We start from the raw sequence: 26,155 nt of genomic DNA, 5'->3' as shown, positions 1-26,155 counted from the left end.
CACGCGATGACCTTCATTCATCCGGCTACGACACGCCGGTCATCACCGGCTCGTACACCACTCTGCTGGACGCAACTGGGGAGAACTGGCACCGTGACGAATTGACCACCAAGATAGAGTTCAACCTACGCCCATCCGCTTACGATCAGAGATCTTCAGGGTCACCAATGTCCGATAAGGCACCGCGGCACAAGCCTGCAGAACGGATGACAGCGGAACAGCTCCGCCGAGCAGCCGACGCTTGCCGAGACCTCGACGATCCGACGTTGATGGCGAAGGCTTGGGACGAGCCACCGCCGCCCGATATGCAAGCTTCAACAAACACACCGCGTCAATTCGGCCAGCTACAGAATCTCTCAGTTTCCGACACCTTCGATAATCCGCTGCCTGACGTGGAAGTCGCTGCGTGGGAAGCCGATTGTCCCCTTAGGTCCCAGACTCCAACGCGGGCGTCCGCCTTACGAAATGCAACGTCGCAATTGTTACTCAATGGCCGGCGCGCCCTTGAACACCCCGGACTTGTCGTTGGACAGGTGCATTGTGAACGTACCGCGCAGCCAGGGCGTGTTTGGTGTTGTAATAGGAGACTCGTTATGCAGCCGGATCAGCAGATGATAGAAGCACTGGTCAATTTGGCGACGAACGGCGTGCTGGACCGCATCGGCAACCGTGCCAAGCGTGCGCGGAATTGCGGCAGTGGGGACTGCACCCGCACCATCCTGAGCCGGGGAGCCCGTTTGTCGGCGACGACGCCGCTTTTAAGGAGGCGTATCCCTTAGTGCCGGCGGGGGATGCGGCGGTTGTCCGTTATCACTGGATCTGGGGCATTCTCAATGAATCTGGGGCACGACGTCAGTCCCAGGGGTTGACCAGGTCGACGCCCGTTCCGTCGAAGTGGCGAGTATTGCGGGTAGCCACAGTTGCGTGCCGGGACGCGGCGATGCCGGCGATCTGCACATCACGAATTTCCACCGCACGCCCACCTCGTTGTTGGGTGGCGGCGATGGTCCCAGCGGCAAACGCAGCCGTCAGGTCGAAGGATTGCACACGACCATCAAGGTCTTCGTCGAGGAGTTGAGAAAAGATCTCGTCGAGCCGCTTGCGTCGGCGGCTTGGCGTCAAAAGTTCAATTCCAGTGCGTATCTCGAATACTGTTACCGATGTCGTCCAGATTGATTCGGTGGGCTGATTATCGAGCCATTCCACGACGGCCGGATCGGGTGTGTCCCGCATCAACGCGGAGAGCACATTGGTGTCCAGCACGATCATGATTCGTTGAACTGTGCCGGCTGGACGGGCTGTCCCCGCAGTTCGGGTATGTCCTCGGTCAGGCCCACGCCTTTGAAGCGTGACGCGATACGAGACCCGAGCCGCCCAGGCGGATTATCGACGTGCCGGACTGCGTTCCGTAAGATCTCGCGCACCTCCTCCTCGGTGCTGCGACCGTGTTGACGGGCTAGTCGCTGCAATTTGGCCTTGGTGTCGTCCTCAAGTTGACGGATGAGAATCTGCGCCACAGAGCGATGCTATCACGATATCGTTCAGATAGTGCGTTGACCTCGCCTTCATTGAGAATGCCCCAGATCCGGTTATAACGGACAGCGGTCACCGAGGAGTGTTTGATTCCGATGATGAGCGCCACGGAGAACCTGTACGCGGCCGCGTTGCTCGTAGATCAACGGACGACGACGAGGAACCTCTACGCGTCGTCCATAATGCAACTATGCCGTTCGGCGATGGAGACATCGGCGCGAACCATCTGGTTGCTCAGCGACCCCGACAGGAACGTACGGCGGGATCAACGGGACGCGGATTCGCTCGTGCCCGAGCGCATGGAGCCGACCATCGCACGGTGGATGAGTCTCTACGCCTAGGTGGCTCGGACGCGCTCGCCGATCTTCTCGTGGTGACGTTCGCGGCTTATCTGTAATCGTGTCACCCGCGACGGCTCGCGCCGCGGGTTGCGCATGGGCCCACTTATGGCTGTTGGAATGGCCACGGATTTGGCCACAGAACACGGTGGAACCGATGCGAACAAGAGGGACGGAGCGTCACAGCGGGAACGGCTGAACCTCGCTGACGTGCAGCTATGAGACCGTGCGCACTGGAGGAGACGGTGACCGGTTAGCTCATACCTTAGAGGTCGAATCGTGGCCAGTGAGCGGCGTCGTTGGCGGCATTTTTGCGCGAACATGCTGATTCAACGGCTCCAACCGCGAACCGTAGGCCAGGCCTGGTGGCTATCAGGTGTAGCTTCAGGGTGTGTTCTCAGGTGTTTATGTGGTAGCGTCTCAGGTAGATCAACGTGGAGGTGCGATATGCCAGTCTTGACCGTCTCTGCGGCGCAGCGGCTTGATGATGAGGCAGCGACGCTTTCGATCCGCGAGATCGCCGCGTATCTGCAAGAGGCCGTCGGCCAGCGCGTCGCGGCGGCGATGGCGGGCTTGGCTGACGCCAAGCAAATCGGCCGCTACGCGCGCAAGGGCGGCCCGGAACCTCACGGCGCGACCGAGCGCCGGTTACGTGAGGGCTACAAGGTCGTCAGGATGCTCGTCGATGCTTACGACGACAAGACGGCGCGGGCGTGGCTGTTTGGCACCAACACGCGCTTGGACGATCGCGCGCCGATCGAGGTGCTCGGTGCGGCGGTCGACACCGCGGAGTTCGCGATGGTTGTCCGGGCTGCACGGCAGGTCGCCAGCTTCCAGTCGTGATCGCGGCGCCCGAGCAGGGGCGAACCCTGTGGCGGGTCGGCTATTACGCTGACCCGCTCGGCTTCACTCCGCTGGAGCTGTACCAGTTCAGTCACCGTTTCGACGACGTCTACCGCCGGTTCCGCACGCTCTATTGTGCTGACTTGGCGGAAACGTGTCTTCGCGAGGTGCTAGCCGACTTCCGGCCGAACCTCGGCGCGCTGCGCCGCCATGTTGAGCGCTACGGACCTGAGGCTGCCCAAGACTTCACTGAGAAGCCGGTCACTGCGCAGTGGCGCATACAGCACGCCCTCGTTCCCACAGTCCTGAAGCTCGATGGCCCCTTGATCGATCTCACCGACGTGCCCACACGCCAGGAGATCGAGGATCGCCACGTCGAACTGCTGCTCGAGCACGACCTGCAGCACCTCGATCTGCGCGAGATCACCACCAGTCGCCGCGCCATCACGCAGACGATCGCCGCGGACCTTTTTGACCGAGGCGCCGGCGCCGTCCGGTTCCCGTCCCGCCTGGACGGCAACGCTTGCGTCGCACTCTTCGAGGGGCGCGGCACCGCGAGCTTGGCCGGAGACCCCATCGCGCTCACCGACCCGCCGCCCGAACCGCTCCTCAACGTCACCACGCCGTGGGGCCTAGTGCTTGAGCCAGCGCCGGTGAAACTGCTCTAGATTGGGATGCGCGCGGTGGTGCCCATCGGACCACACGCAAGCAAATTGGACTGCATCCAGCCTTTCAGTTGCGGTCGATAGTTCAGTTGGCGTCTCTATGAGATCCGCCGGGACCGCCGCGCTCTGTTCGGTAAGCGAAAACCATCGCACTAAGACTTCGCCCAAGTCCGCTTCTACCGACCAAGTAACCCGATCGGCTTGCCACGCAGATTGGGTTATCTCATGGGGCCAACATGGGGCCAACGAGCCAGACCGACTGATCCAACACGTCCGAATGCCGGTTGCGCTTCTGGTCTGACCGGCTGAAACACATTGGTGTAGGCCAGAACTCCGCCTGAAAAGCGGAAGGTCGGCGGTTCGATCCCGCCCCTGGCCACCGGATTGTTTACGCAGGTGAGAAGCGTATAAGAGTATGAACGTGGCGCCGGCGGGGCGGCCATGCGGTCCTTCTATGGGGCCAAATGGGGCCAGGTTGGGGCCGCACGACCTGGTTGCCGTCTGGCGGAAGGTCAACCAGCGAGTCAGACGCACGGCAATGCTGTCGAATTGCCCGTCGGCGCAGGTGTCGGCGGTCACCGTGATTCCCGCATGGCCCATCGCCCTGCAGCAACGGTTTGAGGTCGGCGCTGGCCCTGCCTGAAAGCGATGTGTGGGGACCCCATTGGTGTGGTGGATGCCAACGTGAGCGTCCGGCACCGATACACCGCGCCCGTTTGCCGCGACGGCGTGCCTCTGCGGGCTGCTGCTGCTCCTCGTCGCCTCCGCCGCGCGGCGCCGCCGCGAGAACTCGTTCAAGCCACGCTATGGCGCAGATCCAGACTGGGCAGAATTGTGCTCGGTTGAATCGTGCCGAGATTCAGGCTGAGCCGAGATCCGGCCAGTGCCAGGGAATTACGTGACGGACAACGGCTCAAACCTGGAATAGGCGTTGGTCATCCGTTGTGGAGCTGTTTTTCATGGATAACAGCGGTATTCCATGATCCATATCTAACTGGACTTGCCGGATTAATCGCTCACTCACCCGGCAGAATGGTGACATGACTACTCCGCAGGTGTGGGTGTCGACCACTTTCGCGCGAATCGAGTATGACGGCCAATCCCCAGGCGAACACTGGGAACTCGTCGGCACGATCAACACCAATCAGGAGCGCGACTTCTACACGTACATCCAAATTCTCCTCGGGCTCAGGCAAACCACTCGCGGACGGCCCGAGTTTTACCTGGACGGAGATCCGGTCAGCAGTTGGGTTCAAGCCACGCATCGAATGCCCTTCTGGGTCGCAATCGACCCTTGGGGCGAAATGCGCCCACATATCCACGGCGCTCGACCCACCTACTTCGTGAGCACCGGGCAAGCTGTTGTCACACAATTGACTCGGCGGGCACCTGAACCCCATCCCGGCCTCGCCGTCAAACCGGTCAAGGTTCCGATTCGCTTGAAGCGAACGAACGGCGAAGTCTTCGCAAAATGGGAGAAGACGGACGCCTGACCGGCGCCCACGACAGACCGCCAGCGCGCAGAGAATCGCGAGGAACTCTTGACGTTTTCGATGCTATAGCTCGGTGGGCGTTTACCCGAATCGGCTTGCTCTGTCGGCTCGGGTGGGATGGTAACCGCCACCGGTCCATTCGCCTGTGGCAAGCCAGATTTCATAGTGGAGTAGCCATTCGGCTGTCCATGGCACGATAGTGGTAGCGAGGAGCATGCCGTGCTGCCATTCGCCAGGAAAGTAGAGGCAGAGTTCGTTGCCCGAATAGACGTGGGGCAGGTGGGTCGCGCCGGGATGGAGTGCGAGAGTCGGTTCTACGATATGGACGTGGGGCGGTGTCCAGTGCGTGTATTGCATTCGTGCACTGTAGGTTTGGCTCGCCGGGGTGGGCTGGATCGGCACGATGCAGTCGAGTTGACCGCGCTTGATCCGTCCGCGGGCGTCGGGGATTGCTAATCGTACAGCGACGAGGTGTTGCGCCAGGTTAATGGCTCGGGTCGGGGTGCTGGCCATAGAAGTTGTGGGGAGGGACGGCGATCCCCGTCGCACTGGGTGCCAGCAGTCCGGTGGTGCCGAGGCGGAGTGATCGGTTTGTGGTGTGGCCGCGCATCCGCTGGCCGTATTTCAGGGTCGACTGCCGTATGGGCTCAGCGCCGAAGCTCTGCGCGAGCTGGGAGGCGACGGTCTGCAATCCCTTGCCCCGCAGGCTCAGTGCGTCGTCCAGGGTGTCGGCGAGGTCGCGTTGCCAGGCGTAATACGCCTTTCGGCGTTCCGGGTACTCCTTCCATTTGTCGACGAAGTTTTCTTCCTCGTGGGCGGGGTTGGCGACCCAGTTGACGCCGTTGCGGTCCTCGATGTAGCGGTTCATGCCGGCCAGCGCGTTACGTGTGGCAGTGAATAGGTCCGTTTCCCCGCGGTAGGCCTTGGCGGCCAGTGTAGTGATGAGGATCGAGGGAGGACGGTTGTCGGGATCGTCGGCAAAGTAGAGCATGCAGTGCCACTTGAGGACCTGTACGACGCGCTGCAAGGTGGTGCGGAATTCCCAGATGGGGACGTCCTCCACGTCGACGCCGCGTTGGGCTGCTGCGGTGATCACCTTGTTCTGCAGCTCCTGTGACCGTCTCCGGAACCAGTTGGCGTAGCCGATCGGGTCGCTGTGCTGCCAGTGGAACAGCTCTTTGTCGGTCAGCAGGATGCCGGTGGGCAGGTACTCGAGATCGGGGATTGCGGGCAGGACGTCGAGGTGGAACCCGTTGACGGGGTCATCGAGTGTCCAGCAGCGCCGTCGGGATTCGCAGGTCTTCAGCCCGCCAGGGTGCCCGTTGCGTTCTTTCCAGTCCAGGTAGCTGTGTAGGAGGTCGCCGACGTCTTGTTTGAGGCGCGCCTGGGTGGTGGCTTCCTTCGCGAGGAGCATCAAGAAGACCAGGTCGATGTCGAAGTCGCCGGTGAGGCTGTGCGGCCGCACGACTGTGCCGAGGCGGAATGAGCCTTGCGGGTATACCCGGCAGCGGTGTTCGCCATGCTCGGCCAGCCAGTTCCCGACCTCTTCATAGCTGGCGATGGCGAGGGCCTGGAGATGCGGTGGTATGTCGAGGGTTTCGACGGCGCCGCTGAGCAGCATCGACAGCATCTGTTCCATGGTGTCCATGTTTATTTCTCCTTGGGGGAGTGGTACGGGATGTATTGGGGGGCTGCGTGGTCGGCGAAGGTTCGGGTGAATTCCGGTGATGTGAGGCGGCTTTCGTGTCCGGCTCGGCCAATTAGGCCGTCCGCGTCGACCGAATCGAGCTTGACGAGCCCGGTCGGCACGGTGGAGTTGACCCGCAGTACATGATCCTGTCCCAGGAAGTGGCGGATCTGCTTGGTGGCGCAGTCGCTTTGGGCACGCATGAGTACATCGACGGCGTCGAGGGCCCACGGGATGAGTCCGCCTCGGTCGAGCCGCCGGCTGCGGTGGGGCAGGTCGGTCGTCGTGCCCACGCTGAAGATGCGCACAGCCTCAAGGGGTAAGCCGAGCGGGCCAATGGCCTCAGTGAGAGCCACCATGGATGGGTTATTCGCCCAGATACCGCCGTCGATCAGCCGCGCGCCGGCGAGCGCCTTGCCGGGGAAGTACGTAGGGGCAGCCGTGGTGGCCATGGCGACATCGACGGCCTTCTCACGCCAGTCGCGGACCAGCGTTGTCAAATGTGGCGTGCGGAACAGATGGACGTCATCGACACCGATGTCGTACGAAGTGATGAGCAATCGCTTCGTGCTGTGCCCGAACAGGCGATCGCCGAGAACCTCTCCAAGGGCGGCGCGCAGCGGCGCGGCGGAGTATTTCGTGCGCGAAATCCGTCTCAGCGACCGCAGCCGGGTCCGGTCCCGGAAGATCCGTGGACCATGTGCGACGTAGAACTCCAGGATGTCGCGCGGTGTCATACCCAGGCCCAAGCCCAGCGCGATGATGCCACCCGTGGAGGTTCCGGCGATCAGATCGAAGTGGTCAACGATGCGGATCCCGAGGTCCTCTTCAAGGCGCGCCAGCACCGCGGCCGTGTACATGCCGCGCAGGCCTCCACCATCCAGCGACAGGATCTGGAAGCGGCCAGGGGTCATCGGGGGGTCAGGCATCGGTGTCGTCAATGCTGCCTCCCCAGGGCGCTTGGTATATCCTGCACTTAATTTTAGCACATATTATTCTGTATCGAGTTCTGAGGGCGAATCCGCGAATCGCGACGAACCTGCAGCTAGGATGTACTCATGCGAGGCTCAGTAGCCTTCACGCAGTGAAGTGCAGGACTAATGGATGCATCGACGTTCGAACCGATCCGGCTCCGCGTCGGCCGCGAGCTGATCGGACTCAGTCAGAACCAGTTAGCTACCAAGGTCGGCTTGTCCCCGGCGGCGATTAGCCAGTTCGAGAGTGGGGCAACTCGGCCCAGCCCGGAAACCCTTGGTGCACTGGGTGCCGCCTTGGCCGTGCCGGTGGGATTCTTCGCTCGCCCTCTCGCCGAAACACACGAAGGCTTTTTCAGGGCGCTACGCCGTACCAACGTGACGGATCGTCGCCGGGCACGTGCTGTCGCCCATGTCGCGCATGATCTGGCCACCGCCGCGGCAGCAGCCGGCAGATTTCCATCGCTCGACGTTCCCAAGCTTCGGGTAACGGCCCTAGATGCTCCGATCGAGGACATTGAAGCCATCGCGCACCGCGTTCGCATTTCATGGGATCTGCCACGCGGTCCCATTGATGACGTGGTGCGACTTCTGGAAGCGCATGGCATCGTCGTCACACGGCTTCCGCTCGACAGCGCCGACGTCGATGCATTTTCGCTGCCTTTTCCCGATCATCCGGTGGTGGTGCTGGGTAGCGACAAGGCTGATCGGGCGCGATCCCGTTTTGATGGCTCCCACGAGCTTGGCCACCTCGTCATGCACGGTGAACAGATCTGGGGCATGAAGCAAGTCGAGACCCAGGCACATCAGTTCGCCGCGGCTTTTCTGATGCCCGCCAATGAGATTCGCGATCAACTACCAACAACCGTCGATTGGCCACGACTGTTCGCTCTCAAGCAGTGCTGGCAGGTGTCCCTCGCAGCACTGCTGATGCGAGCGCGCACTCTTGGCCGTATGAATGAGCGCACCTACTTGACTGCCGTCAAAACGGTGTCAGCTCGGGGCTGGCGTCGCCTCGAACCGGTACCACTCGGCGCCCCGGAACGTCCCGATTTGCTCACGAGTTTTCTTTCCACAGCCGAGGGCCGGAGAATCCGCAACGACCTTCCCGGCCGCGTGGTTGACAGCATTGCGATCGCTAACAATGTTGCCTAGCAATGAAAACGGCTCGGTAGTGGGAGAGTTTGCTTGCAAGCCCCGCAGTGAATGGGCGATGCCGGAAGCGGTAGCTCGTGATCGAATAACAATAGGATATCTATCTAATTTCGCGAAACATGATGCCACACAGCAGGATTGACCGTACATAAGCGTCACAGTGACGTATCGACTGCCTACCGGGCCCTCCGGAGCATCGCAGTTGATTCTTGTCACCGGTCGGCCCGTGCATCTTCGTGGGCATTGGCTGCGCGGAGCGCCTCAAGATACTGCGCGGGTGAACGCCAAGGATTGTTGGACTCGGCCAGCGCCTGATGTATCGAGGGGTCCGGGGTGGACGCGGAGTGGGATAGGTCAGGCATCAAACGCTAGAAGGCCAAGCGGCACAGCGGCTTTCTACTCACATTGGCGCGAGTGCTAGCCGCCTACGGCGTCGGCAGACCGGCAAGCCAGTCCATCAGATCCCCTGGGCGCCGAGGAAGGAAAGTCTCGAAGAACTTGAGCTCGCGGCTGCTCACCAGCTGGTTTCGGGCGGCCTTATCGATGAAGGCCGCATCGCAATAGGGCATCGCGATCGCGAGGGCGTCGATGTCCTGAAGGTCGTTCGTCGTCCATGCGTGGCGACGATCGCTGTGGTATCGCTCCTTTACCGACGCGGCGACGCGGGTTGAGGGCATCCCGTCGTTGAAATTCCTTATCTTGGCGAGGCATTCAGACTTCGGGGGATCCTGGATCTCGAGAATCTGGGACAGCGCCAGTCCCGTGGCTGTCTGGGCCCGGTCGACCAGGTGTCCGAGCTCGACGTACAGCTCGTTGGCGTTGATCACGTCGCGCAACTTAGTCTGCCGAAGCGCTGGATCCGCATCCAGCTTGCTGACGAGGTCGTTCTCCCGCTTGGCCCGCTGCTTGAGCATGTCGCGCCAGCCGTCGAGGCTGTATCCGGCCCGGAGCAGGGCGGGGTCATCGTGGTCGTCGGGTCCGGTGACCAACTGGCGCATCGCCCACCGATTCAGGCTCGCCATTGGGTCAGCGCCTGTGTCTATACCCATGTCGTGACAGATCTTTTCGGCCCACCACGATGCTTCCTCTGCGGTGGTTCCGTCGAAGACGATGCCGCCCTTCTTGCCGAATGCATGCAGCATGTGCGTTCCGACAAGCGGGATGTGGCCCTGCGGGGCGATCGTCATGGTCGGCAGATCGTTGAGCGCGGCTTCGAACTCGAGCTCCATGATCTGGGGGCGTCCGAGGAGGAAGTTGAACTCGGACAATTCCTCCATCACCGCTACGACGTCCCGGCGCTGCGCGACGCTGGCGATTTTGTAGATCTCCAGGACGTGCGTCGACGACAGCGGGAACATCGCGCGGCCGTCGGCCAGCGCCTGCCGACAGGCCGCGAAGAGGTCCTTGTAGCCGGGTGGAGCGGTCCCCACCGCGACTTTCGCCAGGTTGATGTAGGCGAATGTGTCCAGGTACACGAGAGCTGGCGGCCTGGACGGCAGGGCCAGATCGCTGGGCCAGACGACGCCGGCGCGGACTCCGTAGGCAGTGGGCAACAGCCCCATCCCCTCTTGCGCATGGCTGAACGTCGACAATGATCCTCCGTAAAGGAGGGACGGCGCAAACTATTTTCGCGGTGGTCACCGCGATGTTCTAGAACGGCACCCGCATGATGTCCCGGCGGTCCCGGTTCGTGATCGGCCGCCGCCGACCGCAAGCGGCGGAAGCGGTTTCCCTGGGGCTTCCAGGTGGGTGGAACGCCAACAGCGCCCAGTGGCTGAGGGTCGCGGCCATCAATTCCGCGATCGATGCCCCGCGGTGGCTTGTCCCAGGCGAATCTCCTAGTCAGGTAGCGGTTTTGAGCAGAGGCCACCGACTCGTTGAACTATTGCTGGCCGCAGTGACTGATCTGGCCGGCCACCGCGACTTCCAGGAAACCCCCGCAGGCCGCGAGTTCGGCGATGTTGGTCATCACCGGCTCGAGGCTGCGCGCGGGTACCGACAAGCTGTGTGCCGCGGCGCATTTCGCCCCGCTGATCAGATGTGCTACACCACCGGGAAGGCGTATGCCGGACGAATCCCTGGGACTCCGGCCCATCCTTTGCACTCGATCCAGACCCAGCAGTAGTCGGGCGGTTCAGCCTCGTCGCAGTAGAAGTCGCTGACGATGCCTGCTCTGCACGCACGAAACCGTCGTGGTTGCTCTTCACGACCGTGCCGCAGCTCGGCGCGGCCTCACGGTCAGGGCCGCTCATGCAGAGCATCAAACTTTGGGTTTCCTCAGTGGCGCGCGGTGCGCCCGAATATTTCCGACACCCAACACGCTGACACCGTTAGGCTTAGCGGCTATGCATGATCTCGACGCGATCGATGAGGAACGCCGGCTGTCGAAGGCGTTGCGCTGGTCGGTCCGCGAGCACGGCGGTGAACCTACGAGCGTAAATGGGCTACTCGACGAGCGACTTTCTTGGTCTCGGGGTGCACAGTGACGACGCCACCGGCACCGCAGTCAACACCAGTAGCGTCATCACCGTCGCCGACACGGACGATATGGCCCGGCATCGGGCGCGGGCTAGCCCATGAGGATCTCCCGAAGCATTTGTTCACCGTGGCGGCTATGCACGCCCGACGCGCGCTGGCCGCCGCTGAGGAACCGCTCGATCAGCTCGACCGAGCCGCCTCGATAGGCACCTCCGTTGAACTGTTGGCGAAGGCGGCACTCACACTAATCTCACCGACGCTGATCGCTGAAAAGGATCCCAGGACTCTCCTGATGTACTCGGGCGTGCAGGTGCCGGGTATGTCGGCGCACGAAGCGAAGACGAAACTGGTTGGGGACTGTTTGCTGATCTTGAAGCACTCACATTCAGTGAACTTCAACCCTCAAGCGGACCAAAAGGTGCTCACCGTAAGAAATCTCGCGCTGCATAGCGGTCAGGTCGATAACACGGCGTTCAATGAAGCGCTCACGATCATGACCCGGTTGAACGAGGAAATTCTCGGAGTCATCGCGGCCCATGACGCCACTCTCGACCGAGCCACCTTCTGGGGCGCAGACTTGCTCGCTCAGGTCGACGAGAGACTCAAAGAGGTGCAGCAGGCTAGAATGCTTGCGCTAGAAGAGCTTAAAGCCGCCGCCAGGCGCATCTTCGATCGTCTAACACAGATGGGCTTCAGCGACGACGCACTCCTAGAACTCGCCGACCGAGACCCCGGGATCGACGATCCGGCCATGAGTAGCGCACCAGACTACGATCCTGAGCGACGTGAATGTCCAGCGTGCGGATACAACGGATGGCTCGGCTACGGTGTGACACACCGGGGCACGATGTACACTGAAACTGACGACATCGGTCATGATGCCTGGCACCTCGTCGATGTGACTATCGAGGCCCGCCAATTTGCTTGCGGGGTATGCCGTTTGGCACTACCTGCCGACTTACTCGATCTTGAGGGTATGGACGATGTTCGTGACATCACTCTCGAGGCCACGCAGGAAGAAATCGACGCGCGCGAGCAATACGAAATCGACAGCTATCTCGAGGACGAGTATCGGCGAAGGCAAGAAGAGGGCTGGCACGGTTGAAGCACCAGACCGCGACAACCTCGAACTAAGGCCGTCCGCGTTGCCTGGGCGATGAGGTGTGAATCATGGCGAACTTTAAGATGACGAATGAGCGCCTGTTAGTCGACGAACTCAATCTGCAGCTTCAGTACGACAAACCGATCACAAGCACGGGTGCCACCATGACGTTGCCGGCCGCATCGGCAGACCTCACCGACTGGATAACCGATAGCCGTCAGTTCGTATCACAGCAGTATGCCGACTGGAAACAGGTGATGGCTGACTTCAGCGCCAGCGTCAAAGAGACGGGACCAAAGTTGACCAGGCATGTCGAGACGATTACGGCTCAGATCGAACTACTGTTTCCAATGCTCATAACGTCGACTCCTCCCGCAACGCCAGCATCGCCCATCGCGACCTTCCTACGAAAGCTACTACCGCACAACGTCTCTGATGGCATCGCTCAATCGGTCACTTCACGCCTGGAGAAGTTGATCCCCCATCCGCCTACGACAAAAGTAGAAGTTCACTTTACTCTCGACGTCAATGTGCGCGAAGCTATCCGTCTAGGCCTCGAACAGCTCAGCGTCGAATTAGCCTCCCATGGAGCTATTCTCGCTGCATGGCACGACCTTTGGACGTCCGCTGACAATGTGAAGCGTCCCGTGGACCAGATAGCATTCCGCCGGGACACGCTTGCCGCAATTGCCCAGCGCAGAAACCTAGATGTATTTGGGCCGTTCGGCCTATTCGCAGACTTGCGCGGCCTCGTTGGGAACTCCTTCGACAGGGTCCAGGAGGAGCTCGACACGGAGGCTGGGGTCCAGCATGCTCCGACACTCACCAAAGACAAAAGCAAGGAACCGCTTTGGCGACGATTGCAGCTTTGTGGCAACGTTCTCACTCGCGAGCCTGAACGCGCCGACTGCATCGTCTGGTTACGACTCGAACCTGCGACGTTGCCGCAGAATGAGGTTAGCCATGGCCAAGTCACGTTCTACAACGCTGCATTTCTAACTTCTGCGATCGGAGATCCGTCAACGGCTGGCAATTTCAAGGTCTCGCCGGTGGAGCTGCTCAACCTCCCCCCAGCCGAGGCGGCCCCATTGCGCAAAGGCGACCAGGCCTGGGAGTCAGACTGGCGCCAGGCGTATGCGCGAGTCGTATTGCCTAACATTGAGATCCACGCAGCAGAATCCCGAGCCAGGTCGCTCGTTGAGGCGCTCAAGGTGGCAAACCGAACCGAGAAGGGCTCTTGGCAGACCATGAACGGAGCGATTCTCTTTGTCGGCAGAAGTCCTTCTACCCTCCTTGATTGGGGCCCAAAGGAAGACATTCCGGACATGTACTACCCGGATCACGATCGCTTCGGCTACGACGTCGAGCAGATGGCGCCGAACAAGCGGACGCTTGATGCGGGCTCTCTCCATGATCTTGAGGATGTCATTGCGATGGACAGGACGTTGTCGCTGGCGGTACGCGAAGGTCCTCAGGCTACGGTCATGGCCGCGGTGCGCGCTATTGAGCACATGAACACCTGGACAACCGGTGGGAAGACGTACTGGTCCGACTTCGTGTCTGACTACTTCAAGAAGGCCCAAAGTCGCAGTCGTGTAATTCATTTCATAAATAACTTCTCAATACTCGCAATCAAGTGGTGCGTGAATGACATCAAGCCAGATGCTGCCCTGAGGCAGCGCATCAACCAAATTCGTTCCGCGATAGAGAGTTCTATGGGACCGCACACGGCATACGACCGCGTCGCGGCGGCTGGCCATGTCGTCGAACTGCACAAGATCTATGCCGACGCCGACCACAGGCTAGCGAGAGGACTGGGAGAGCTCGAAAGCATACTGGAAACTCCGACTTCGATGTCCAGGCACCTAGATGCAGAAGGCGAGACGTTCGACCGCCAGCTGCGTCGACTGAAGCGGTTGCGCAACTGTGCGATTCACGGAGGGCCTGTCTCAGAAGCCGGTTGCCAATCGGTATCGATTTTTGCGCAGACGCTGGCGTACCGGTGCCTCAATGAGGCGTTGAAAGCACTGTTAATGGGTGCGACGATACCGACGCACATGGAAGACTACCGCGAGGATAGCCTGGCTCGGTACGACCGGATTCAACGCAACGGTGTCATCAACGACTTCTTCTTGAGCCAACCCGCCTCACCCTCCGGGAAAACGGCAGCCTTGAATCACGCTACACCCCTGCGCATCTTACGCAGCACCGTTTTCGGAGTCACCGTTTTCAGAGTGACCGGCGCGCCTGCCCTACGTAGCCCCTTCGTGATCGATGCGTACTCCCGCTCCCGTGCCGAATAGTGTTCGGGTGACTCGAATTCCACACCGCCGCGGACCGGCATTCCTGGCCAAGTTCTCGTGTCTAATCGCGCTGCTGACTGCCGCGGCTGCGGCATGGAAGTAGACGTTGGGGATGTTGGTGCCCCAGCAGGCGGCGCTCGACGCGGACGAAGCGGAGAAGGCGGCTGCCGCGGTGCGCGCCGACCAACAACACGAATGGGTGCGAGCACGCGACGAGCGTGGCTGTACGGCGAATACCCTCCCGCGACGTAGGCTCGGACTCTGTGCTTGATCCCAGTAGCGGCACGTCCGTCGCCGCGCTCATCGTCTCGATTTGCAGCGCAGCAGTCGCGCTCCTCGGTTTCCTGGCCAATCTCGCACTCTACAAGCTCTCCGGAGCGCGGCTCAAGGTCCAGCTGGTGTTCTGCTACGCCGATGAGGGCGGGCGACAAACGTGGAGCACAATGGCACGTGGACGGCCCGCCTTCACAGACATCGCCCGATCCGGGATGGACCGCATGTCTTCGTTCGGCATCGAGTATGGCCGAATAAGAGTCACCAACGTTGGCCGCACAGCGGTCTCGGTCGAGAACATCTCCTACGAGGTCCGGCGCCGCTATCGCTGGACCCCAAGGCGACGGCGCTCAACACTCCAGCCCTGGCAGTTTCTTCAGAAAGAAACCGATCCGAAGGATCTGAAGCTCGACCTGTCGAACCCCATCCGCCTCGAGCCCGGCGGCCATGTCACTGCGGAGCTCTACCTGTGGCCAACTCTCGCCGCCCACAACCACGGCACCGGCGCCATCTCCGTGCGCGGATCAGCCCACGCGGTAGGCCGCAAATGGGCCACACGATCGAAGCGGCGTTCGGCCTGGAAGATCCCCGCCGGCTCCTCCACCTACTTCACCGACGTCGACGTCACGCCTGAACTCAGAGCATTCCGCGAACTCTGGTTCCACAGACACCGCGCACGAATTAGTGCCTCATGGGCGCTGATGATGTACCGCGAGATCAACAAGCGCCTCGCCGAAGGAGCGACCGGCGAAGAAATCCACGAATACCTCGATGAGGGAATGAGGGGCCTCGACGACGACAGCAAGTTCATGGGCAACGTCATGGTGGCCTTCAATGTGTATCGCGAGTACCACACGGAGACGCCGCCACCGGCGCTCGGCCGCCTACAGCGAGCACTGTACGGCCAGACAGGCATACCACCCTGGCGGAAATCATCTCTGCAACGTTGATAGCGGCTCGAAAGACCGCCTACGCTCGAACCCGTGCCCGCACCTGACATTTTCAACTTCGACGACAGCAACCTCGCTACCTACGACCCGAAGAAAATCAACAGGGTCCTCAGCGAGCAGCCCGCGCTGTACATCAACCATCTGCGCATAGCGCGCAGCATCGCAGGATGGGCCGACCGGCTCGACGCGGACGCGACAACCTCAGGTGCAGAGTTCCAGAGAGGCTACGCCAAGGCGCTCCGCGAAATCGCCGCGCATCTGCGCCAGGCGGACTACGTCGAGGGCGGCCCGATGATCGTCGAGCACTAGCGCAGCTTGAAATCCCCGTCTGCTGGAAGTGTACGGAACGGCGGCGCCCAAAAACGAAGGCGTTTTGCAGGCACGGTAAGGCGTCACTGATAAGGGACCGGGAACCGGTGCGGCTTGTAGATGCTGTGGTCGACCCGCTGTCATTTCCCGGACTGGCTCCTTCGCAGCAGCTCCGCGAGGGTAGCGACATCGACGGCTGAGAGGCCCACCGGCATCACCTGCCCCGGACGACGAGATGCCGCCGGGTTTATGAGTACCTTCCCGCTCGAGGCCCAACGCTGTATAGAAAAATGGCCGCCGCGACGGCTGGGCTGGCATGATCACCGAACTTGTCGGTGTCGGCGAATAGTGTTGCCGACATGTGGGATGACCGCACCATCGGCTGCGACCTTGCCCTACGGCGCGAAATCCGCCAAATCAGGATCGCCCGGGTGTCGGGGTGACGCTCATCCAGACCCTGATCACCGACGACCTGATCATCCAGGTCGCTGATCGTCGGTTAACGAATGCCGCCACTGGCATGCTGGTCGATGACCAGTACACGAAGCTCGTCTGCTGGAACTTCAACTTCTCGATCGGCTTCACCGGCCTTGCCCGGATTGATCGCGCGCAGAGGAGGTCGACGTCGGAATGGATTGCCGAAACGATTTGTGATTACGGCCTATTCGAAGATGGAGTTGCGGCGCTAGCCCGCGTCGCTTCGGAACGGGTCGGCAAGCTGCCCAAGGCATGGCCCGATAAGCGGCTCGGCATCCTGGTCGCGGGTTTCGACGGCCGCACCGACCCGTTGGTCGCCGAGATCGCCAACTTTGAGGCTGGCGGCCCCATGCCCGGGGACCCCACGAATTTCACCGTCAAGCGAGTTAGCAGGCTACAGGGGAGGGCTGTGGGTTACCGGATCACCGGAGCTGGATTAACCGAGAAGTGGCAGCATCAGATGCTGATCCAACGTGTACCGCGCGCGCTTCGGAAGCCGAAACCCGAAGGTGTGACCTACGCGGTTAAGCTGATGGTCGCGGTGCAGCGCAGCATCGCCAAGACAAACTCCAGGGTTGGTACCGACGCGATGGCCGTCACGATTCCCCGCACAACCTTCGGTGAGCGGATCTTGGCGCACCTCAACGGCGGCAGGATCATGACGAAAGTCGATAGCAACATCATTGGCGGGACTGGGGGACCTGAGTTCACCTACTTCGATACCGAGGGCTTCGACTACCGCCAATTCGGCCCCCACACCGCGGGAAACGGGATGGCTGTCGCCGACCTCATGAGCACGGCGGATCCCGACAACCCCGACTACCAGTCAGTCAGCATCCGAATCCTCAAGTGGCCGAAGCCTCCTGCGCAATCGGGAGCCCGCACACAGCCTGGGTAAATTGACGGCAGTCGTAGTTCGGTAGTGCTTTCGCTCGCGTTGGCCACGATCCGCAGGTCCGTATCCGACACGCCGACGTACGGTGCAGAGGCCAATCGCGGTGAGCGCTCTACGCGACTGTGAGTCAGGTGCTGTTCGCGACTTTCGCAACTTTGCCCCGACCTTGTACCGTTCCTGGGACGACACTTTGATCAGCGGGTCAGCGCAGCAGGCGCTGAGTGAATGCCGCGATCGCGAGCTGACCGTCGGTCGCCACGGTCTCAGCGTCTTCGTCGGGGTGGTTCTCGATGAACTGCTTGACGTACGCGAGAGAGCCCTGGGCGGACGAATCGGCGAAATTCGCTTGCAGGTCTAGCAATTGGGTGCGCACCTCTCCTGTCGGCAGACCAAAAACCTCCAAGACGCGTTCAGCCGCTGCGGTAGCGTCCCCGTGGTTGTTGTGCAATAACACGAATGCGATGTCGTACCAGTCCTTTTCTTTGCGGCGGCCGTGAGCCGCAGCCACCTTCGCGAGGAGGAAACCGGCCAATCCGGTGACCTTGATTTCAGCCTCGCGCCGCGTCCCGTGGTCGATTGCCTGGATCTTCTGAATCACGACGTCTCTTGCGGCGTATCCAGTTCCGCGCAGGTTCGCTGCCCCGAGCTGTTTGCAGCCGGTGAACTCGACAGTCGCGTTGTTCGGCTCATCGTCGAGATCAGCCAGCAGCTCGAACTTGATCGTAGCGCGCACGCCCTCGGGGTCGTTTAGCTCCCATCGCCACACCCGTTCGTCATCAGGCTCAAACCCCGCATTGAGCAACGCCTCTTCCAAGCGCGCCGCTTGAACTGAGCCACCGGCAATTTCCAGGTTGACCTGAACGTCGACATCGGACGTCCCCGCGTGACGCTTCGACGAGTTCGAGCACAGCAGGGCGGGCACCAATCCCCCGAGAAGCACGAATTCTGGGCGTCCCCCGTAGTGATGCACCACGCGCACCAGTGCGAGTTCAGCTGCTCGCCTGGCCGCGGCGGTCCGAACCTGTCCTACGTCGGCATTCATAGTGTCGTCATCTCCTCACGCAAGTGCTCGGCCGCGTCTTCGCCGCGCACCCCACTGATTCGGAGGTCGGCGTACGCGCGAGGCCACAGCACCGAGCGAAAGCCGTCGGCGATCGTCTCGGTGAGTTTCGCACCGGCCGGTGTGGGGAACGGGCGCAGCACCAGGCGGCCACCATCCATCTCTTGGAGGCCAGCGGCCGACGCGGCTCGGCGAACATCACTCCACGTCTTGCCCGCCACATAGATCTCCAAGGGCGCTACCTCGGTCTGCATCGGCGCAAGTATGCTCGCCGAAAGTGCGCTTGTGGCAGCCCAATCTATATCAGCAGCTTCCAAGAGCTGACCGGTCTGGATCGCCCCGGCGGCGGGATCTCGCCACAGCACACCGACGCGGATGGAAATCGCGGAGCGCAGCCGCTCGGCCGCCGTCGCGTAAGCGTCGAGAAACTCGTCGCGATCCGCGACGCGCCGCGCCGCACTGGGACCACGCGCAGCCGAGCTGACCAGATGCCCGTCCTTCTCGAGGAATTTCAGCGCAGTCACCGCGCTGCCCATTGATATCCCGGTGGCGTCTATAACCGAGTTCGCGGTCGGGCTTGCCTGTCCCGAGAGGATGGCCTCGCAAACGGCGAGCGTGGCTGGCCTCCACCCGATGCGCGAGTCCAGGGGCACCGGGGGCTTGCCCTTTGTGTCGATGATGATCGTCGTCCCCGAGGAATCCCTGATGACGATGTCAGCTGCACCGGATTCATCGACCCAGCCGATGCCGGCTTTCATGGCGACAGCGCGCGCTCCCGGTGACATCCGCGGCGCGGCGATCACGTCCGGCCTGGGCTTATCGTGCAGGGCCGCTTCGACCTGCTGCGGCCAGCCGACCGTTAGCCAGCGGACCCGAAGATCCTTATTGTCCAGCGTCACGATCAGATCCCGGTTCGGACCTTCAGCGCTACGCGCGCGCAGCGCGGTATGAAGCACGCCTTCCAGCGCGCTGACCGCCCTGTCCTGGTGCGCCATGACTACCACCATACCTCAATAAAAGCCAGTACCTCACTGATATAGTGATGTACGTTAGGCCGTTGAGGTACACGCTAGGGTCAGACCCATCTAAAGGCGTAAACACGTTCGCCAACCATGAGCGACGGGCGTCCGGGCTTAGTCGGGAAGCTGGTTCCATGGGGCCAAGATGGGGCCAGCGAGCCAGACCGACTGATCTGACACGTCCGAATACCGGTCGCACATCCGGTCTGACCGGCTGAAACACATCGGTGTAGGCCGCACCACCGCCTGAAAAGCGGAAGGTCGGCGGTTCGATCCCGCCCCTGGCCACCAATGTTGAGCTTCGCGGCACTATTTCGGCCGTAACAAACAAGGTAGAAGAGCGCCCAATCCTGCGTCACACGTCTTCGCACCCGTCACCGGGACCACGCGCTCACGGTTGTCGCGAGTTGGGCGCCGCGATCACGACATCGGTGACGAGGCCGAAGCGATGCACACGTGAGTGATGCTCGACCTGCCAGTCGTTGCCCAGCAGCGCGGAGAGGCTGATCGGGCGACACCCGCCGACGAGTTGCGGTGCCACGCGCCAGAGGCCGGTCCAAACTTGTGATACGGCGCGTTCGAGCGGCCGATCGCCATGGGCGAGACTGGCGAGGCAAAGCCGGCCGTCGGGGGTGAGGATGCGCCGCAGATCATGAAGCACTTCGCGGGCATAGTGCACGTCGAGGAGGTCGAACACAAACGTGGAAATCACACGGTCGGCGAACCCGTCATCAGCCGGCAACGGGAGTGTGCCCTCGACCAGCACCACCTTGGCCCGCTCAGCCCAAGCGGCGAGCCGACGGGTAGCTAGGTTGATCATCACCGGGCTGATGTCCACGCCGAGGTAATTGACACTGCCAGGCAGCGAGCCCAGTAGGTGCGCAGCGAACCGGCCAGTGCCGCAGCCGAACTCGAAAATTGTCTGGTCTCCGGCCAGGGCCGCCTCGGCCACCAACCGCTCGGTGGTCGCGTCCTCGTAGAATCCTTGCCAATCTTGCATGCGGCCGATCCGGTCGTAGACCGAGCGGGCTTGGTTCAGAGTTAGCGCCACGGGTTTGTCCTTTCGCCGAGAACGCCAATCACCTTGGTGTTCGCCGGAGTTGGTAGTGCCACAATTCGAAAAGACCCTCGGCGCGCGATATCAGCATCGGTTTCACCACGCTAGGTTTCGCCTCGACAAGCTCCCAGCCAGCGCCGATGAAACGCCGCTTGACCTCCTCGACGCTCATGCCGGCATGCATGGGCGCGGTCCTGGGTGGCCGGCGGAAACCGTAGAGCAGAAGCGTCGCGGCCGGAGCGGCGTGCGAGACCCCGGTCACGTAGGCGGGCCGTCGATCCTCGGGCAGGGTGTGAAAGCACCCAAAGTCCAGTATCAGCGTGTAGCCATCACCCACGCCGAGCTCGTCTAAGCGGGTTACGTCGCCTTGCACGAAACGCGCTGCAACACCGGCGACGGTGGCGTTGTGGCGGCCTATCGCCAGCGCTTTGGGCACCATGTCCACGGCGGTGACGTTCCAACCATGAGTGGCGAGGTAGATGGTGTCGGTGCCGGTGCCGCAGCCCAGATCTAGAGCACGTCCCGCCGGCAGCGCACCGGGCCCTTCGATCAGGTCGACCAGTTCGACCGGCGGTGCGGCCCGGCGCCAAATGATGAGTCCCGCGCGGTAGATAGCCCGATACACCAGCTGGTACCAGCGCAGGTCATTAACGGTCCCGTGCCGCCCTCTTAATCTGATCCACGGGCACGCGACTCCCAGCAGTATCGCCGAGTGCGTGAGGCATCCGTTGACGTGACCGCATGTCCGGGCGAGAACGGCTCGCGGAGCGAGCGAAGCCTTGAGGTTCGCCATCGGAGGCTGCTCCTTTCACCGGATTGCGTTGTGCTGACAGGGAATTGGCGAATCAGATTCGCCATCAGTTTGGGACGCTCTGCTATCAGCAGCTTCGCGATGGGCAGTCGTGCGACGGCTGCGCCGGCGGGCCGTGCAGATGATGTGCAGGTAGACAACAGATGCGGCGCCGATTTCGGCTCGGCGGGAGATCGGGTCGACATCGGTCATGAGCTGGGCGCGCTCTCCTCGACCAGACACAGCGCCAGGTCAAGCACGGCCGGGATGCACGGGTCGGCAATCGAATACAGAATCCGGACGCCATCGCGGCGCGCGGCGACCATACCGCGATCGGACAACCGTTGCAGTTGGTTCGACACCGCTTGCACTCGCAGTCCCACCCGCTGCGCCAACTCGCCGACCGACACCTCACCCTCACGGTGCATGGCATGCAGCAGCCGCAGACGGGTGTCATTGCCCAGCAACTTGAACAACCCGACCAGTGCGGCTGCCTGCTCGGTTGTCACCAGAGGCCGGGTCGCGAGCGCGGGCTTGCCCGCCGCCCCGGCCGGTCCAGTGGCTGAGCACTCACTAATGCCCACCATTGACCAACTATTACACAAGATCATGTAATGATGGAAGGATTTCCTGGGGCGATAGGCCGCGCTTACCGACACACTCCCTTAGTCTTCGGCCACCAGGCCTTTCACCTGTTGGTAGTAAATGACCTGGCCGCCGCCGGCCCAATTCCCCTCGGGGATCTCGTGGATCAACGTCCAGACATGAAACGCTCGTGCGACCTGCGGTTCGATGCCCGCCGCCGCGCACACCGCGGCGTGCACGTCGGCGGCGAGCTGCTCTTTCCGGTCCTTATCGAGCGCCCCCGCGAATACCGTTACGTCGACTCGGAATCGAGGCGCACCCGGCCCCTGCCCGCCCACCGAGAGGTCAGCGGGATCCACCGCATGCAAGTACACCCAGGTGTTGTCACGCAGAAACGGGGTATCCGGGGCGCGCTCGGCCCGCAGTAGCGCGGTGACCAACTCGTCGGTCAACCGGCTCAACGCCTCGTCGTCCACCGAGCCACGCACGAACGTCAGGTCGAGCATCGGCATGGCAACTCCTCGCTCATAGCTTCCGCAGGCCTCGCACGACCTTGACGTAGGGTGCCGTCGCCGCCGCGCTCTTGCGCAGACTCGGTTGAATCGCACCGGCATTGCCCACGACGACGTGTCGCAATCCGTTGTCGCGGAACTCGGCAATCTGCTCGATGACCTCGTTCGGCATTCCGACGGCAAACAATTCGCGGACGAGCGACCGCGGCGCCTTGGCCGCATAGGAGAGCGCCGTCTGCTCGTCGATTGTCTGCGGTATGAGGTCCTGCACCCCGGTGAAATCGGCCCCAAGCGGGTGCTGGGCGCCGTGACGCGCCCAGTCCTTGGCGGGCGAGTTGAGTGTGAACACCTTGGCGATATCGGAGTCCACGACTTCGTCGATCTCGTCGCGGGAACGGCCGGTCACGATGAACCGGATGAGTGCGGGGGTGATGGACATCGGGTCGCGGCCGGTGTCGGAAGCCGCGCTGCGCACGATGTCGAGTTGCTCGCCGTATTCGGTCGCACGGGTCGTTCCGGGAAACCAGCCGTCGGCATAGCGTCCGGTGGCCCGCATCATCCGCGGCCCGTGAGCGGCGACCCAGATCGGGGGCCACTTGCCCTTATATGGGGGTAGGGCGAAAGTCGCCTTGTGCAAAGGGAAGAACGGTGAATCCCGGGTGACCAGCTCGCCGCCCGAGTCCCACAGCGCGCGGATGGTGGCCACCGCCTCCTCGAAACGCGCCACCGGCTTCGACCAATCGACGCCGTAGGGCGCATTGCTTTCCCGCTCGCCGGTTCCGATGCCGAGCACCGCCTTGCCTCGGGTGAGCAGATGCAGAGAGGCGACCGCCTGGGCGGTGACGGCGGGATTGCGCCTGCCGGTGTCGGTGACGGCCACGCCCAGGCGCATCCGGCCAAGCCGATTGCGGCCCGCCAGGTAACCCAGCATCGTCCACGGCTCGAGGTGAGCGTCCATCTTGGGGATCAACCGGGCGGCCCCCACATGCTTGGGCGTCCACATCGATGGCGGCAGTACCGAGTTGAGATGGTCGGCCACCCAAAAGGAGTCCGCCCCGCAGGCCACCCCGGTCAGGTAGTCGGCGCGGATCAACGGCTTCGGCCCGAACCGCGAGTTGATCGTGTTGTGCATGACACCCACGCCGAAGCCGGCCATCGCTTGCGCTCCTTCGAGCCGTCGGCCTGAGGCTAGCCGATCGGCTACCCGGACGATAGATGATCAATCCCCGTTCATCAATGGTCGCGCCGCTGGTTATCCGAGCACCGGAATCAAGAGTCGCGACGACGAGCGCGCCGTGTTCAGGCTGGAGGTGCCGACGCTGGCATGCCGGAAGTTCATGATCGCCGGCGTCGACGGGTCCTGGTCGTCGCTGGTCAGTGTCAGGCGAATCCGATGGCCCGCCTTGAACCGGCGGGCGTTGGGAACCAACGGGATTCGGTACTCGACATCCTCGCCCAGCGGCACCGCTTGCGGGTTGCGGCAGGGCAGCACCGGCGCACCGGGCCGACTGGCCGCTTCGTCGACCTCGCGCAAGCTGGCGCGCAACCAGCCCGAGGTCACGTCGGTCGCTTGCCCGTCGGGCGCCACGTCGTGCAGCGTCGCCATCCACGCGGTGTCGATCGCCGTCGCCGAGGCAACCAGCCGCAGCTCGATATCGCCGACCACATCGACATCCTGGCTCAGCGGTGCGCTGGTCCAGGCCAGCATCGACGGCGGATCGATCTCGCTGGCTTTGATGCGGCCCAGGCCGGATCCCAACACCATGAGATCGCGACTGCCCGGCTCACCTTCGTCGGCGTCCAAAGCGGCGTCGGCGCGCAGGGCCAGTTCGCGATGCGGGGCTTGCGACGGCGGCCAGGAGTCGGCGGTTCGCCACTCGTCGGCGCCGGGCAGGAAGTAGCGGATCGGCGGCCCCTCGGTGATCCCGGTGTCGCGCCCCTTGAGCCAATGGTCATACCAGGCCAGTGCCTCGGTGTGCATGCTTTCCCATGGCCACGTCAGCCCGAACTCGCCGAGCATGCCCATCCGCACACATCCGTTGTCCGACAGCCCCTTCCAGGTTGCGAACGTCGAAGGCAGGTGTAACGGCACGTTCTGCCAGTCACACCCTAGATAGACCGGGATGTCGATTTCCTTGAGCAGTGGCAGCAGGTTTCGTTCTTCCCACCACTCGTCGCGCGTCGGGTGCTTGACCACCGCCTCCTGCCATAGTTCGTCCCACGGGTGGGGGTTGTGTGGCAGCCTGAGCAGTTGGCGCAGCATGGTGACCGCCGCTTCGCCGTTCATGGTTTCGAATTTCTTGTGCACTCTCGGGCTGTTGAGCACGCGTCGCGCCAACCCCACTGGCTTGCTGCGCCACAGCTTGTCGCTGCGGTCGGAGGTCAGCCCCATCATGGCGAGAAACGGTGTGATGAAAGAAGAACTCAACAGCCCGTGGTGGTTGGCGCCCTCGTACAGGTCGCTGGTCACGGCGAGGGGAAAGACTGCTTTGAGGTGCGGCGGCCGCTCGACGGCAGCCTCGAGTTGGGTCATCGCGAAGTAGCTGATGCCGATCATGCCGACGTTTCCGTCACACCACGGCTGAGCCGCGACCCACTCCACCAGGTCGTGCACATCCTGGCGTTCCTGCGCGTCGAAGAAGTTGAAGGAGCCCTCGGAGCCGCAGGTGCCGCGGAGGTTGGCAATGACGTGCACGTAGCCGCGCGGCACCCAGAAGTCCGTCCTACCGGCCTCGATGAACCCCGCCGGGGCGCCGAGGTCCTGCATCTGCCGCGGATATGGCGAGGCGGCCAGCAGCGCCGGGAAGCGGCCGTCGGCATCTGGCCGGTGAATGTCGGCCAAAAGCGTTGTGCCGTCACGGACCGTGATCGCGGTGTTGATGTCGGTGCGCGACGCGTACTGCGGCTCGCTGAGGTTCCGGTATTCCCGGCCGGTGGTCTGCGGGCCGTTGAGCGTTGTCATAGTTTCACGCTACGTTGAAACTAGTCTCAACGCAAGATGAAACTTCGGGTATGGTGAGACGGTGCCGACGCGATCGCTCACCCCGGGTCCGCGCGACGAGCGCGGCGTGCTGGCGGCGCGCATTCTGGCCGCCGCTCGCGACGAATTCGCCGAACATGGCTGGGCCGGCACGGCCATTCGTGCCGTCGCCCGGACCGCGGACGTCGACCCGGCCCTCATCTATCACTACTTCGGCTCGAAGGAGGGCCTGCTCGATGCCGCCACCACGCCGCCGCAGAAGTGGCTCGACGCGGTGGCCGCGACGTGGGCGACGCCCAAGGCCGACCTGGGCCGGCAACTGATCCGCACCGTGCTGGACACCTGGACAGACGAGGAGGTCGGTCCGATCCTGCGCGCGGTGGTGCTGACCGCCGCGCACGAAGACAAGACCCGGGAGAAGCTGCGGCTGATCGTGGAGCGGGGTCTGATCGGCGGGTCCACCCTGGGGGCCGACGAGGACGAACGACTGCGGCGCAGCGGGTTGATCGCCACCCAGCTGATCGGCTTCGCGTTGTTGCGCTACGTCTGGAAGATGGAGCCCATCGCGTCCATGTCCGAGGATCAGGTGGTGGCGGCGATCGCGCCGAACCTGCAGCGCTATGTCGAGGGCGACATCTCGTAGGAGATAACGCAACTCGGGGTGACCAAGCGCGACA

24 protein-coding genes, 2 tRNA genes and 1 pseudogene are annotated in these 26,155 nt (G+C 62.5%); 13 read left to right on the top strand and 14 right to left on the bottom strand.

The window, feature by feature from the left end:
* Window positions 1-779: pseudogene (locus tag AWC17_RS33185) on the top strand (hypothetical protein); the annotation flags it as partial.
* A 73-nt stretch (window positions 780-852) separates the two neighbouring features.
* Here AWC17_RS33185 and AWC17_RS31715 read toward each other — a convergent pair.
* Together AWC17_RS31715 and AWC17_RS31710 are read right to left on the bottom strand one after the other, a co-directional pair.
* A complete protein-coding gene (locus AWC17_RS31715) occupies window positions 853-1,269 on the bottom strand; it encodes a type II toxin-antitoxin system VapC family toxin (RefSeq protein ID WP_007168492.1) in 417 nt (138 codons plus the stop codon).
* Complete coding sequence (locus tag AWC17_RS31710) at window positions 1,266-1,517, bottom strand: FitA-like ribbon-helix-helix domain-containing protein (protein WP_007168493.1); 252 nt, start codon at window positions 1,515-1,517, stop codon at window positions 1,266-1,268. Before AWC17_RS31710 ends, AWC17_RS31715 begins: the two co-directional genes overlap by 4 nt.
* A gap of 801 nt (window positions 1,518-2,318) precedes the next feature.
* Between AWC17_RS31710 and AWC17_RS31700 the strand changes: the two genes are divergently transcribed.
* The 4 genes from AWC17_RS31700 (at window position 2,319) to AWC17_RS31690 (ending at window position 4,872) form a co-directional block, all read left to right on the top strand.
* The gene (locus AWC17_RS31700; RefSeq protein ID WP_007168495.1) at window positions 2,319-2,714 is read left to right on the top strand and encodes a hypothetical protein; all 396 of its coding nucleotides are present in this window, start codon (window positions 2,319-2,321) and stop codon (window positions 2,712-2,714) included.
* On the top strand, window positions 2,711-3,382 hold the full coding sequence (locus AWC17_RS31695; RefSeq protein ID WP_007168496.1) for an RES family NAD+ phosphorylase: 672 nt from the start codon (window positions 2,711-2,713) through the stop codon (window positions 3,380-3,382). The genes AWC17_RS31700 and AWC17_RS31695 overlap by 4 nt, the downstream gene beginning before the upstream one ends.
* Before the next feature lie 317 nt (window positions 3,383-3,699).
* Window positions 3,700-3,758 (top strand) — tRNA-OTHER (locus tag AWC17_RS32960).
* 682 nt (window positions 3,759-4,440) lie between these two features.
* On the top strand, window positions 4,441-4,872 hold the full coding sequence (locus tag AWC17_RS31690; protein WP_141224872.1) for a hypothetical protein: 432 nt from the start codon (window positions 4,441-4,443) through the stop codon (window positions 4,870-4,872).
* Between the two features lie 81 nt (window positions 4,873-4,953).
* Here AWC17_RS31690 and AWC17_RS34325 read toward each other — a convergent pair whose 3' ends face one another.
* The 3 genes from AWC17_RS34325 to AWC17_RS31675 are packed head-to-tail and all read right to left on the bottom strand — an operon-like array spanning window position 4,954 to window position 7,500.
* Window positions 4,954-5,385 carry a type II CBASS E2 protein gene (locus AWC17_RS34325; protein ID WP_008253491.1) on the bottom strand — a complete coding sequence of 144 codons (432 nt, stop codon included), beginning with the start codon at window positions 5,383-5,385 and terminating at the stop codon, window positions 4,954-4,956.
* Window positions 5,357-6,520: a nucleotidyltransferase domain-containing protein gene (locus AWC17_RS31680; RefSeq protein WP_008253492.1), complete on the bottom strand. Its 1,164-nt coding sequence runs from the start codon at window positions 6,518-6,520 to the stop codon at window positions 5,357-5,359. The genes AWC17_RS34325 and AWC17_RS31680 overlap by 29 nt, the downstream gene beginning before the upstream one ends.
* 2 nt (window positions 6,521-6,522) lie before the next feature.
* A complete protein-coding gene (locus AWC17_RS31675; RefSeq protein WP_151458148.1) occupies window positions 6,523-7,500 on the bottom strand; it encodes a CBASS cGAMP-activated phospholipase in 978 nt (325 codons plus the stop codon).
* A gap of 159 nt (window positions 7,501-7,659) precedes the next feature.
* On the opposite strand from AWC17_RS31675, the gene AWC17_RS31670 reads away from it, so the two are divergent.
* A complete protein-coding gene (locus AWC17_RS31670) occupies window positions 7,660-8,688 on the top strand; it encodes a helix-turn-helix domain-containing protein (RefSeq protein ID WP_008253494.1) in 1,029 nt (342 codons plus the stop codon).
* A gap of 425 nt (window positions 8,689-9,113) precedes the next feature.
* Here AWC17_RS31670 and AWC17_RS31665 read toward each other — a convergent pair whose 3' ends face one another.
* Window positions 9,114-10,280 (bottom strand): hypothetical protein, encoded by a 1,167-nt coding sequence (locus tag AWC17_RS31665; RefSeq protein WP_136244620.1) that lies wholly within the window; start codon window positions 10,278-10,280, stop codon window positions 9,114-9,116.
* Between the two features lie 1,022 nt (window positions 10,281-11,302).
* Between AWC17_RS31665 and AWC17_RS31660 the strand changes: the two genes are divergently transcribed.
* The 5 genes from AWC17_RS31660 to AWC17_RS31640 all read left to right on the top strand — a co-directional run bounded on the left by AWC17_RS31660 (window position 11,303) and on the right by AWC17_RS31640 (window position 17,478).
* Window positions 11,303-12,271, top strand: a complete 969-nt coding sequence (locus AWC17_RS31660; protein ID WP_036428439.1) for a hypothetical protein — start codon at window positions 11,303-11,305, stop codon at window positions 12,269-12,271.
* 65 nt (window positions 12,272-12,336) lie between these two features.
* Window positions 12,337-14,571 (top strand): hypothetical protein, encoded by a 2,235-nt coding sequence (locus AWC17_RS31655; RefSeq protein ID WP_008253497.1) that lies wholly within the window; start codon window positions 12,337-12,339, stop codon window positions 14,569-14,571.
* 263 nt (window positions 14,572-14,834) lie between these two features.
* The gene (locus AWC17_RS31650; RefSeq protein WP_008253498.1) at window positions 14,835-15,794 is read left to right on the top strand and encodes a hypothetical protein; all 960 of its coding nucleotides are present in this window, start codon (window positions 14,835-14,837) and stop codon (window positions 15,792-15,794) included.
* Window positions 15,795-15,827: 33 nt separating this feature from the next.
* Window positions 15,828-16,103 (top strand): hypothetical protein, encoded by a 276-nt coding sequence (locus AWC17_RS31645; protein WP_008253499.1) that lies wholly within the window; start codon window positions 15,828-15,830, stop codon window positions 16,101-16,103.
* A 439-nt stretch (window positions 16,104-16,542) separates the two neighbouring features.
* Window positions 16,543-17,478, top strand: coding sequence for a hypothetical protein (locus AWC17_RS31640; protein ID WP_008253501.1), 936 nt, complete (start codon window positions 16,543-16,545; stop codon window positions 17,476-17,478).
* Between the two features lie 199 nt (window positions 17,479-17,677).
* Here AWC17_RS31640 and AWC17_RS31635 read toward each other — a convergent pair whose 3' ends face one another.
* Together AWC17_RS31635 and AWC17_RS31630 are read right to left on the bottom strand one after the other, a co-directional pair.
* A complete protein-coding gene (locus AWC17_RS31635; RefSeq protein WP_069433435.1) occupies window positions 17,678-18,517 on the bottom strand; it encodes a nucleotidyl transferase AbiEii/AbiGii toxin family protein in 840 nt (279 codons plus the stop codon).
* Window positions 18,514-19,530, bottom strand: a complete 1,017-nt coding sequence (locus tag AWC17_RS31630; protein WP_036429123.1) for a hypothetical protein — start codon at window positions 19,528-19,530, stop codon at window positions 18,514-18,516. Before AWC17_RS31630 ends, AWC17_RS31635 begins: the two co-directional genes overlap by 4 nt.
* Window positions 19,531-19,780: 250 nt before the next feature.
* On the opposite strand from AWC17_RS31630, the gene AWC17_RS31625 reads away from it, so the two are divergent.
* Window positions 19,781-19,845: transfer RNA gene (locus tag AWC17_RS31625), tRNA-Phe, on the top strand.
* A 100-nt stretch (window positions 19,846-19,945) separates the two neighbouring features.
* On the opposite strand, the gene AWC17_RS31620 is transcribed toward AWC17_RS31625, so the two are convergent.
* The 6 genes from AWC17_RS31620 to AWC17_RS31595 form a co-directional block, all read right to left on the bottom strand.
* Window positions 19,946-20,506 carry a class I SAM-dependent methyltransferase gene (locus AWC17_RS31620; RefSeq protein ID WP_231588350.1) on the bottom strand — a complete coding sequence of 187 codons (561 nt, stop codon included), beginning with the start codon at window positions 20,504-20,506 and terminating at the stop codon, window positions 19,946-19,948.
* Between the two features lie 127 nt (window positions 20,507-20,633).
* Window positions 20,634-21,404: a class I SAM-dependent methyltransferase gene (locus AWC17_RS31615; protein ID WP_082122845.1), complete on the bottom strand. Its 771-nt coding sequence runs from the start codon at window positions 21,402-21,404 to the stop codon at window positions 20,634-20,636.
* A gap of 206 nt (window positions 21,405-21,610) precedes the next feature.
* Complete coding sequence (locus AWC17_RS31610; RefSeq protein WP_046182201.1) at window positions 21,611-21,988, bottom strand: ArsR/SmtB family transcription factor; 378 nt, start codon at window positions 21,986-21,988, stop codon at window positions 21,611-21,613.
* Between the two features lie 78 nt (window positions 21,989-22,066).
* Window positions 22,067-22,498, bottom strand: coding sequence for a tautomerase family protein (locus AWC17_RS31605; protein WP_046182202.1), 432 nt, complete (start codon window positions 22,496-22,498; stop codon window positions 22,067-22,069).
* Window positions 22,499-22,511: 13 nt separating this feature from the next.
* Window positions 22,512-23,654: an LLM class flavin-dependent oxidoreductase gene (locus tag AWC17_RS31600; protein ID WP_046182203.1), complete on the bottom strand. Its 1,143-nt coding sequence runs from the start codon at window positions 23,652-23,654 to the stop codon at window positions 22,512-22,514.
* Window positions 23,655-23,750: 96 nt separating this feature from the next.
* On the bottom strand, window positions 23,751-25,460 hold the full coding sequence (locus tag AWC17_RS31595) for a CocE/NonD family hydrolase (RefSeq protein ID WP_046182204.1): 1,710 nt from the start codon (window positions 25,458-25,460) through the stop codon (window positions 23,751-23,753).
* Between the two features lie 61 nt (window positions 25,461-25,521).
* Here AWC17_RS31595 and AWC17_RS31590 point away from each other — a divergent pair, with 61 nt between their 5' ends.
* Entirely contained in the window at window positions 25,522-26,121 is a 600-nt protein-coding gene (locus AWC17_RS31590) for a TetR/AcrR family transcriptional regulator (protein WP_046182205.1), read from the top strand.
* Window positions 26,122-26,155 lie beyond the last annotated feature (34 nt).

Origin of the sequence: Mycobacterium nebraskense, assembly GCF_002102255.1 — a bacterium.
Lineage (GTDB): Bacteria > Actinomycetota > Actinomycetes > Mycobacteriales > Mycobacteriaceae > Mycobacterium > Mycobacterium nebraskense.
The sequence above is the reverse complement of the archived record's forward strand: the minus strand, read 5'-3'. Positions and strand labels throughout refer to the sequence as shown.